Consider the following 10,779-nt stretch of genomic DNA (forward strand, 5'->3'; position numbering starts at 1 on the left):
TTATAAGTAATTTATATGCTCTATCTTTAGCATTTTCAGTTTTTTGTATATCTTCTTTATTGTTAATACACATAGTATTTCCAAATCCCATAGCTACACTTTCAAATACCATAATCTGATATTCTTTATCTTCTTGTTCTTTAATTATACCTTCTGATACTCCAAGTGATACTATATCTTCTATTGTTTCTTTTAACGAATTATATCTACTATTAATATATTCTTTATTATTTTCTAGTATTTCTTTAAAATCATGGTGGCTTAAATTAGAAAACAATATATTCGTAGCAGAACTATAATCTCTTGAACCTTTTGCAACTATATCTAATGCAATATAACATTTATTTTTAAAGCCATCTTTTTCCTTAATTTTTTCTAAAGTTTCAGATAGTTCTATGTTCATATTATAAAGTAATGCTTTTTCTAAAATTTCTTCTTTAGATTTAAAGTAATCGTAAATAGTACCTTTACCAATACCCGCTTCCTTTGCAATATCAGCTACTTTAACTGTATGAAGTTTAACGCCTTCATGCATAAGCTTAGTTACTGCATTGAAAATCAGTATCTCCTTTTCAGAGTGAGTATTATTTTCCACTACATATCCTCCTCATCTATTATGATTGGTTTTAACTCTTTACGATTAAGTATATCATACATAATAGGAACTACAAATAGAGTTAAAATTGTTGCATAGCTAAGACCTCCAATTGTAACTATTGCCATTGGTTGAATCATATCGGCCCCTGTTCCTATTCCTAGTGCTAAAGTCGAAAGCCCAAGTATTGTTGTAAGTGCTGTCATAAGTATTGGTCTTATTCTTGTTTTTCCTGTTACTATTAATGCTTTTTTCTTATCCATTCCACCAAGTCTTAGTTGATTTACATAATCAACAAATACTATACCATTGTTGACTACTATACCTGCAAGCATTAAAAATCCTAACATTGATATCATACTTAGTTCAAAGTTTGTTACTAAAAGCCCTAAAAATCCTCCTGTAAATGCAAGTGGAATTGTAAATAATACTATAAATGGTGATAATAATGATTGGAACTGTGCTACCATTATTAAGTATATAAATACTATAGCTAATGTAATCATTTTAATTAAATCACCAAAAGCACTATCCATAGATTCTTTTTCTCCACCCATTTCTATGCTATATCCATCAGGTAAATTATACTCTTTTAGTTTTGAATCAACTTCTTTACTTACTAAACCAATATTATGATTTTTATCTATTGATGCAGTTACTTCTATGTTTCTTACTTGTCTTTCATGTTTTATAGATTCAAGACTTTCTACTTCTTTAATTATAGCTATGTCACTTAGTTTAACTTCAACTTCTTTATTTTCTTTCATAGTTTTTATCTTATACTCTGATAAACTTTCTCTACTTAATGTGTCTTTTTTATCATCGACTACAATTACTGAATATTCATCTGAACCAACATTTAATGTCGTTGCAGTATTCTCATTTTTTAATGCCTTTGATATCTCTTGGTAAACTTGTGCTACTGTCAGACCATGCTCCATAGCCTTTTCTTTATCTACAGTAATTTTTGTTTCTTTATTTCCATCTCCTAAGCCATTATTTACTTCAGCTGTACCTTCTGTATTTTCTAAAATATCTGTTACGTCTTTAGCTATATCTTTTAGTTTATCTAAATCATTTCCTTTTACTATTACTTGAATTCCTGAACCACCTAATGCTGACATATCCATATTTGAAGAATTAACTTTTATATTTGCTTTTAAGTCTGATGTTTTTTTAGTTATTATATCTGCTACTTCTTGACTTGATAGCTTCTTATCTTCTTTTAATAAAACATAGAAAGATACACTATTTTTGCCTCCACCGAACATAGAAAATTCTCCATTACTTTGAAGCGCTCCAACCGTATCTACATCTTCAATTTTTGTAATTCTATCAATTATAACCTCACTCATATCTCTTGCATCTTGTACTTTTGATTCTTTTGGCATTTCTAAAGTAACCGATAATTGTGTACTATCACTTTGAGACATTAATATTGTTCCTTTAGATATAGTTAAAAATGCACTACCTATAAGTAAAACTAATGATCCTATTAATACTATAAATTTATGTTTAAGACTTATTTTAAGTAACTTTTCATATAAGTTAACAAACTTATCAAATAATCTATGTTCTTTTTGAATATTTGATTTAAGCATTGTCGATGACATTGATGGTACTAATGTAAGTGCTACTATTAAACTTGCTATTAAAGAATATGCAATGGTAAGCCCCATATCAGTAAATAACTGTCGTGATAATCCTTGTGTAAACACTATTGGTAAGAACACACATACTGTTGTTAATGTTGATGCAAATATTGCTCCTGCAACTTGATTTGCTCCTTTTACTGAAGCTTTTATAGCATTCATACCTTCATTTCTTAATCTATATATATTTTCAATTACAACTATACTATTATCAACAAGCATTCCAACACCAAGTGCTAATCCTGACAGAGATATAATATTCATTGTTACGTTACTAAAATACATCATAGTAATTGCAAATAGTACACTTATTGGAATACTAAATGCTATTATTATTGTTGGTCTAATACTTTTTAAAAATAAAAATAATATAACTACTGAAAGCAATCCACCTAATACAAGATTACTTAAAACTGATTTTATAACTATATCAATGTATACACCTTGATCTTGTAAAGGAGTTATGTGCATACCTTGATTTTCACTTGTAAGTTTTTTTATGTTTTCATTAATTCTCTTTGAAACCTCTGATGTAGATGATGTACTTTGCTTTTGGAAAGATAGTATTATTCCATCATTACCATTAATTTTTGCATACATTTTATCCGAGTTATCAGTAAGGGTAACATTGGCTACATCTTCAACTTTTATCTCTCCTACTCCATCAATATTAAGTAGTACCAATTTATTTAAATCTTCTATACTCGAAACTTTATCTCCTATTTTGACTATGTATTGTTCCTCATTTTCACTAATATAACCTGCTGGCATAGCAAAGTTTTGAGCTGCTAGTATTTGACTTAAATTTTCTTTTGTTATGTTCTTTCCTAAATCTGCATTTTTATAAGCTTCTTCTTGTGCTTTTTCAAGTTCTTTAGATGACTTTTCAAGTTCTGCTTCACTACTTGAAAGTGTAGCTGATGCTTTATTTAACTCTGAGTTTAAAGTAGCTTTACCAGCTTCTAATTGTTTTTCTTTATCATTTAATTCTTTTAATTGCTTTTCTAAAGATGATTTTTGATCATTTATTTCATTTAACTTTTCATCAAAAGCTTTAATCCCAGATTCAAGTTGCAATAAAGCTTCTTTTTGTTTATCACTTATTTCTATTTTATTTTCTTCTTGTTTCTTAATTATTTCTTCTAATGAATTCTTTTGACTTATTAACTGATTCTTTTGATTTTCTAATTCTTTTTGTGCAGTAGGTAATTGACTAAGTACACTTTGAAGTTTTACCTTACCTTCTTGTATAGCACTACTTCCACTTGAAAGTTCTTTATTTTTATCTTTACTTTGTTGTTCTAATTGAGCTTTACCCTCAGCTATTTTTTTCTTTGCACTATTTAACTCCGCTTTAGATGATGCCATCTTTGAATCAATAGAGTTTTTTAATTTATTATTAAGTTTTTCAATTTTACCATCATCTAAAGTTATTTTTATACTTTCTTCTAATAATCCTGTTGCATCAACTGAAGCTACTCCGTCTATTCTTTCAAAAGTTGGAATTACATCTGATTTTACTATATTAGATGTTTCTTTTATATCTTGATTGTTTACATCAACACTTGCTACCATTATAGGCATCATATCTGGATTCATTTTCATAAGTGTAGGTGTACCTACCTCATCAGATAGTTGTGCTTTTACTAAGTCTATTTTTCCACTTAGGTCAATCATTGCACTATCCATATTCATACCTTGATTGAATTCAAGCATAATCATACTTGAATTTTCACTTGATACACTGTTAATATCTTCGATACCATTAGTTGTTGCTAAAACTTTTTCTAATGGTTTTGTTACTGATTCTTCTACTTTTTCAGGACTTGCACCTGGATATGTTGTCATCACCATAACATATGGCAAATCTACTTTAGGTAATAAATCTGTTGTCATTCCTGTAAAAGACACTGCTCCTAAAATAATAACTAGTATTACTGATACGAAAACTGTAAAAGGCCTTTTTACGCTAAATTTTGAAAACATATAAATTTCTCCCTAATAATTATTTTCCGACTGACCAGTCGGTCACTAATTTAAAGTGTATCATTTACTTATATATTACTCAATAATTTTAACTATATTTGTTATACTTTAAAATTATTATTTAAATTTCTAACTAATATAGATTAATCGCTATCACATATTTGTATAAACAGTATTAGTATAGTTATTAGGGGGTGTTTTTATGAAAAAGGGATATGTATATATAGCTTTATCTACTTTTTTATTTAGTACTATGGAAATTGCACTAAAGACAGTGGGCTCTAATTTTAACCCAATACAATTATCTATGACTCGATTTTTAATAGGAGGTATAGTCTTACTTCCTTTTGCATTAAAATCTCTAAAAGAAAAATCAATTTCTTTAAATTTATCTGATTTAAAATATTTTTCATTTTTAGGATTTATGTGTGTAGTTATAAGTATGACTTTTTACCAACTTGCAGTATCTACAAGTAAAGCTTCAGTAGTTGCTGTATTGTTTAGCTGTAACCCTGTTTTTGTAATGTTTTTTGCATATATATTATTGAGAGAAAATATTCATAAAAATAATATTATATCCTTAATTTTAGAAATTATAGGAATTTTAATTATAATAAATCCTCTTCATACAAACTTAAATCTAAATGGAGTGTTACTAACTTTATTATCTGCTATAACTTTTGCTATTTATGGGGTTTTAGGTAAAAAGAAATGCATAAAATTTGGTGGACTTGCTGTTACTTGCTTTAGTTTTATATTTGGTAGCTTAGAGATGATAATTCTTTCTCTCTTAACTAAATTTGACTTTGTATCTAACTTACTTAATTCTAATGGTTTAGGAACATTTTCAAACATTCCATTCTTTACAGGGTACACATTAAGTAATATTCTTTATGTAATTTATATTTTTGTATTTGTTACAGGAGTTGGTTATGCTCTTTATTTTAAAGCTATGGAAGAAACTTCTGCTAATACAGCATCATTAGTATTTTTCTTTAAGCCTGTTCTATCTCCTATACTTGCATTTTTGCTTATACATGAACATATACCTTTTAATATGGTTATTGGAATTATATTTATTATATTAGGATCTATATCTTCACTTTTTCCTTCAATTTTTAATAATAAATATAAGGATGATAACAAAGCTATAGAAGAAAGTTAAGTTTAAAATAGCTACCTGTAAAATAAATTTTAATAAGTTTATTTTACAAGTAGTTTTTATTTTTTAATTTAATAAATCAAATAAAGTTATCTCTGGTTCAGGCGCAAAATCTTCTAATCTTTTTTTTGCTAAATTAATATACCAAGACTTATCTAGTTTAGAAGGAATTTTCATATCTATTATATTATCATTTACTATAAATACTCTATCTGGTGTATTACCTATTTTCTCAGGATTTTTAGAATCTTCTTTAACCTTCATTATACAAGGATCACTTGCTAGTTTACTTGCAAATACTCTTATTACTTTTAAGTTTATCTTTTCTTGTCCGTATAAAGCATATTTATAAGCTCCAGTTATTTTAACACACTTTTGAAACTCTATTAGACTATTACAATTTAATATAGTATCTTCTATGCTTACGTTATTAATCAAATACTCTTTTAATGCTTTATTAACTATAGGTAAATCATTATCAAGTAAACTTAACTTTTTAACATAGGCTCCCTTACTCTTTACTTTTTTATCTTTTTGTATAAATATATAATTATTAACATCTTTTTGAATAACTTTTTCTATCATATCATGGTCTAAGTCCATTTTTGTTCTCTTACACCAATCTTCACAAATCTTTAAATATTTATCTATATCTTCTTTACTATTGAATCTAAACATAACACCATCTGTATTTCCCTGTATAAACTCTGCATTATCTTTAAATTCAAGTTCAACCTTTTCAATTAAATCAAGTAACAATAATTGACCATTTACACATATTGCATTTCCAACTTGAGGATCGTATAAATCATTATTTCTATCCTTTGATGCTCCAAAAGCTGAGTTTAATACTATTTTTAATGGATATTCTTTAGGGTCTTTATTTTTTTAAGTTCAATTCTAGTATCTCTTATTTGTTTATATTTTTCAGGTTTTGATACATTTCTACTCAATAGATTGTAGTTAATTATTATTGATGGGTAGAAGGAGCTTACATCACTATTTACAATAAAACCTTCTTTAATATATTGCTTTCTTGCAGAATGAAGCCCTCCCCATCCAAAATCTGTCTCTACATTATATACATTTGTTTTTAGACCTTTTTTATAATCTCTGTTATTAAAATCTTCATACCACCTTTTTACATAGTCATATTTACTAAGTTCTAGTGTATTTATTATATTAAAATCAAATTCATCATTTCTTTCAAAATTTGGTCTTTTAGCTCCTAGTATTGAACTACTTAATTGAGCTTTTGATTTATTAAAAAAGTTTTCTTCTAAGCTAAAGTAATTTATTAATGCTTCTTGAGCTTCATATTCATGTTTTAATTCATTGAAAACCTTTAATGTCATTCTAACATCATGTAGGCAATAACTTGTTAATTCTTCTATTTCTTCTTTACTTGGATAAGTTTCAAGATCAAAAGATACACTACTTTCTACTATGCTCTCACCCATAAATAACTCTAGCTCTTTAAGACTTTTAAATCCATCTCCCAATTCAAAGAAGAATAACTCCTGGCTATTTAAAGATCTATCTATTTGCCAACCTGAAAGTTTTTCTTTAATAATTTTATCTGATACCATACAAGGGTTTAGATTTGCAAGTAAAGCTTTCATAATTCATTGATCATACCCTCTTATATTGTACCCTAGCCATATACTATTTCTATTTTTATTAAACACTCTTAAAAATTCATTTCTATCATTAACTATTGTATGTTCTAATCCACTTTTTACATCTTTCATACAGCACATCCAGAAGTTAGCATTTGATAGAACTTCAAAGTCTATTACAATTAGCCTTTTATTCATAATGCACATCCTTTTATGTTTTCTTATTTGTTTACAATATAATAATACCCCATAGTATACGTTATTAACTAGGGGGTACTTTTTATATTTTTAAGTTTTCACAATTTAATACATCACTTACAATATCTTTATAAAATTCACGCTCATGACACACTAAAATCAAACTCCCTTTATATTCTTTTAATGCTTTTTTTAGTTCATTTTTTGCATCTATATCTAAATGGTTTGTTGGTTCATCTAAAATTAATATGTTACTTGGCTTATTTATAAGTTTACATAGCCTAATTTTTGATTGTTCTCCACCGCTTAATATACTTACTTTGCTATCTATATGCTCGTTAGTTAGCCCACATCTAGCTAGCATACTTCTAATTTCATATCTACTACACTTATAGAATTCATTCCATATTTCTTCTAAAGCAGTATTGTTATTTTCTATTTTTATTTCTTGTTCAAAGTATCCTATTTCTTGATATTCTCCAATTTTTACTTTACCGCTTATAGGTTTATTAATTCCCATTAAACTTTTTAATAATGTTGTTTTTCCAATTCCATTTGAACCAATTATAGCAATTTTTTCTCCTCTTTCCATTTTTATATTTATAGGCTTACTTAATGGCTTATCGTATCCTATAATTAAATCTTTTGTCTCAAATATAACCTTTCCTGATTCCTTATATTCTATAAATTTAAATTTTGGCTTTGGCTTATGTTTCGCTATTTCTATTCTATCAATTTTATCTAATTTTTTCTGTCTAGATTTTGCCATGCCACTTGTTGATGCTCTACATTTATTTTTTGCAATGTATTCTTCAAGTTTTGAAATTTCCTCTACTTGTCTATTGTAAGCTGCCTTTAATTGAAGTTTATTCGCTTCATATACCTTTACGAAATTTTCATAATTGCCCACATATCTTGTTAATGATTTATTTTCAATATGACATATTATATTTACAACACTATTTAAAAAATCTAAATCATGAGATATTAATATAAACGCATTTTCATAAGTTTGTAGATATTTTTTTAACCATTCTATATGATTTTCATCTAAATAGTTTGTAGGTTCATCTAATAGTAATATGTCCGGCTTTTCTAAAAGCAATTTTGCTAATAATACTTTAGTTCTTTGGCCTCCACTTAATTTTGAAACATCTTTGTCTAAACCAATATCTCTAAGACCTAAACCAAGTGCTACTGATTCTACTTTTGAATCTATACTATAAAATTCATTATTAATTAGAAACTCTTGTAAATCAGTAGTTTTTTCGATAGCTTTATTCATTTGTTTTATATCCATAAAAGACATTTGATTATATATATTATTAAGCTCTCTTTCAATATCAAATAAATCAGAAAATGCTTCCTTTAGCGTATCTCTTATAGATTTTCCATCTTTAAGATGAGTATGTTGGTCTAAGTATCCAACACTTATTTTGCTACTCCACTGTATATCTCCACTATCAGGTATTATTTTATCGGTAATTATATTCATAAAAGTTGATTTACCTTCACCATTTGCTCCCACAAGTCCTACATGTTCTCCTTTTAATAATCTAAATGATACATCTTTAAATATATCTCTATCTCCAAACCCATGGCTCATATTTTCAACTGTTAAAATACTCATTTTTATTCCTCATTTCTTACTTTTACTTTTCACATTTAAATCATAACATTTAAAAATATAATAGCTCAAGTTTACAAATGCTTCTGTATTAATATGGACTTTCAGTATAATAATTTTTCATATTTCATAGTTCTCGCTCCTATCTACTTTTTAGTTCATAAATAATGAAGCAAAGAGTGCACAAAACAACTTAACCATATAATACTTAGTTTTTATATCTCATTGTATAATCCATTATGTAGGTTATTCCAATAAAAAAGCACTGAATTTGATAGCGTGTGCTTTCAAATTCAGTGCTTTGCAAGGAGTAATACTAATTACATCCTTATCCTCTATGACTATTATTAAATATAGTTTGCAACTTAGCTTGAACTCTAACCTTTGGGTATTAGACTGAAACTAGTTGCACTCTAGTAGATCGAGGTAGTCTAGTAGATTCATTATATTTAATATGATATTTTTATAAATATCTAGCCACCATCACTTCCAAAGATACTACCAAAAGATTAAATATCATCTAGCTTTTGCCTAGTAAGTGTTGGTTTGACAGTTAAGTTTTATTAACTATCTAATTATAGATTAACCATTCTTATAAAGAATATACGCATGATTTCAATTATTTACTTTTGTTTTCTAAATTCTTTCTTCTGTTATCTAATGGGTTTAGATTTATATGATGAACTCTCTCATCTTCACCTGGCTTCATTATAACATCTGCCATGTGAATCTTACCATTTGGAGTATGAGCTATTACTTGAGGTTGCTTAGAACCCTTGTGGCAAATCCATGTATATCTCTTATTTATTACTCTATCTAAATCTTTAAACGATACTAAAGCTTTTTCTTGAGTTTTACCGTATTTGTCTCTTAATATTACAGCTATAGTTTCATCGTCTATAACTTCATATGCATTTTTTTCTTTTGTATCAACAAGTTCTAAGTTACATTTTCTATTGTCTAATGTATCTCCATTTATATGTCTGATTGGAGCTGATGCTTGCGTGTCTAATATTACTGATTGAAGATTTCTCTTAGTACTTTTTATTTTCTTATTTTCTTTAGTTACAGTTAAGTTTTGAACTAAGTAGCTATTAAAGTCTTTGTGCCACTCAGCAAACCAAATTCCCATTGCTTGTACTTTTTCTAAATCTGCAGTATCTATTTTAGCCACAAGCTCAGTATTATTTTTTTTAAGTATTGTTATAAGGGTAACTGAACCTTGAGTTTCATACTTATTTTCTGTTGTTTTATAATTATTTATGACAAACACCTCTTTACTTTAATTAATGTTATTTAAGTGTACCAGAATTAAGCAATAAAAGCTAATAAGTTTTCCATGAATTTCAATGTAGGAGACGATTTATAGCATAAATTGGACATAATCTAGCTTAGATTTTTGGCATTGATTTTATATAACTAGATGAGTGTAAAAAATGGTAAAATATAGTTAACTATATTTTAAACCATATAAGTTTCATGGTAAAATTGTCATTATTATATTTATCTACAGGAGGTTTATACTTGAATAAAATTAATGCACTTAAAGTAATAAAATTATCACTTGGAAGTTCCCTTGCTATATTTATTGCTTGGTTATTAAACTTAGAATACTCAATGGTTGCTGGAGTTATAGTCTTACTTACAGTAAAAAATACTAAAAAAGAAACTCTTAAAGGTACTATCGGAAAGGTTTATGGTTTTCTTCTATGTACTATTCTTTCCTACTTATGTTTTAATATTTTAGGATACCACTTGACTTCATTTTCAATATTTATATTTATAATTATATTTCTTTGTTTCTTGTTACAAATCCAAGATGTTATTGCTATGTGTGTAGTTATTGCATCCCATTACTTCCTTCAAGGAGAAATATCTGCTAGATGGATTTTAAACGAAGCTGGAATATTTGTAATAGGTGCTGGAATAGGTGTCAATAA

At 27.2% G+C, this 10,779-nt stretch carries 9 protein-coding genes; 2 read left to right on the top strand and 7 right to left on the bottom strand.

From position 1 onward, the window contains the following. Together BN899_RS07425 and BN899_RS07430 are read right to left on the bottom strand one after the other, a co-directional pair. The coding region (locus BN899_RS07425) for a TetR/AcrR family transcriptional regulator (protein ID WP_042274256.1) at window positions 1-595 on the bottom strand (595 nt) is incomplete at its 3' end. Continuing rightward, entirely contained in the window at window positions 595-4,233 is a 3,639-nt protein-coding gene (locus tag BN899_RS07430) for an efflux RND transporter permease subunit (protein ID WP_042274258.1), read from the bottom strand. The genes BN899_RS07430 and BN899_RS07425, both read right to left, overlap by 1 nt. A gap of 202 nt (window positions 4,234-4,435) precedes the next feature. Here BN899_RS07430 and BN899_RS07435 point away from each other — a divergent pair, with 202 nt between their 5' ends. Beyond that, the gene (locus BN899_RS07435; protein WP_042274259.1) at window positions 4,436-5,398 is read left to right on the top strand and encodes a DMT family transporter; all 963 of its coding nucleotides are present in this window, start codon (window positions 4,436-4,438) and stop codon (window positions 5,396-5,398) included. 63 nt (window positions 5,399-5,461) lie between these two features. On the opposite strand, the gene BN899_RS19725 is transcribed toward BN899_RS07435, so the two are convergent. From BN899_RS19725 to BN899_RS07450, 5 genes are all read right to left on the bottom strand, one after another. Continuing rightward, window positions 5,462-6,154, bottom strand: coding sequence for a hypothetical protein (locus BN899_RS19725; RefSeq protein ID WP_052356722.1), 693 nt, complete (start codon window positions 6,152-6,154; stop codon window positions 5,462-5,464). Window positions 6,155-6,252: 98 nt separating this feature from the next. Further along, on the bottom strand, window positions 6,253-6,984 hold the full coding sequence (locus tag BN899_RS19730; protein WP_242824120.1) for a hypothetical protein: 732 nt from the start codon (window positions 6,982-6,984) through the stop codon (window positions 6,253-6,255). Window positions 6,985-7,020: 36 nt separating this feature from the next. Continuing rightward, window positions 7,021-7,212 carry a hypothetical protein gene (locus BN899_RS18600; protein WP_052356726.1) on the bottom strand — a complete coding sequence of 64 codons (192 nt, stop codon included), beginning with the start codon at window positions 7,210-7,212 and terminating at the stop codon, window positions 7,021-7,023. 82 nt (window positions 7,213-7,294) lie between these two features. Beyond that, complete coding sequence (locus tag BN899_RS07445; RefSeq protein ID WP_042274260.1) at window positions 7,295-8,842, bottom strand: ABC-F family ATP-binding cassette domain-containing protein; 1,548 nt, start codon at window positions 8,840-8,842, stop codon at window positions 7,295-7,297. Window positions 8,843-9,458: 616 nt separating this feature from the next. Further along, window positions 9,459-10,112: a hypothetical protein gene (locus BN899_RS07450; protein WP_042274262.1), complete on the bottom strand. Its 654-nt coding sequence runs from the start codon at window positions 10,110-10,112 to the stop codon at window positions 9,459-9,461. Window positions 10,113-10,363: 251 nt separating this feature from the next. Between BN899_RS07450 and BN899_RS07455 the strand changes: the two genes are divergently transcribed. Next, on the top strand, window positions 10,364-10,779 hold a 416-nt coding region (locus BN899_RS07455), incomplete at its 3' end, for an aromatic acid exporter family protein (protein ID WP_042274263.1).

Origin of the sequence: Faecalimicrobium dakarense, from assembly GCF_000499525.1 — a bacterium.
Lineage (GTDB): Bacteria > Bacillota > Clostridia > Peptostreptococcales > Peptostreptococcaceae > Faecalimicrobium > Faecalimicrobium dakarense.

What these genes read in the sequence shown, in the direction of transcription:
- BN899_RS07430 (WP_042274258.1), bottom strand. Translation starts at nt 4,233, where the DNA reads ATGTTTTCAAAATTTAGCGTAAAAAGGCCTTTTACAGTTTTCGTATCA.
- BN899_RS07435 (WP_042274259.1), top strand. Translation starts at nt 4,436, where the DNA reads ATGAAAAAGGGATATGTATATATAGCTTTATCTACTTTTTTATTTAGT.
- BN899_RS19730 (WP_242824120.1), bottom strand. Translation starts at nt 6,984, where the DNA reads ATGGTATCAGATAAAATTATTAAAGAAAAACTTTCAGGTTGGCAAATA.
- BN899_RS18600 (WP_052356726.1), bottom strand. Translation starts at nt 7,212, where the DNA reads ATGAATAAAAGGCTAATTGTAATAGACTTTGAAGTTCTATCAAATGCT.
- BN899_RS07445 (WP_042274260.1), bottom strand. Translation starts at nt 8,842, where the DNA reads ATGAGTATTTTAACAGTTGAAAATATGAGCCATGGGTTTGGAGATAGA.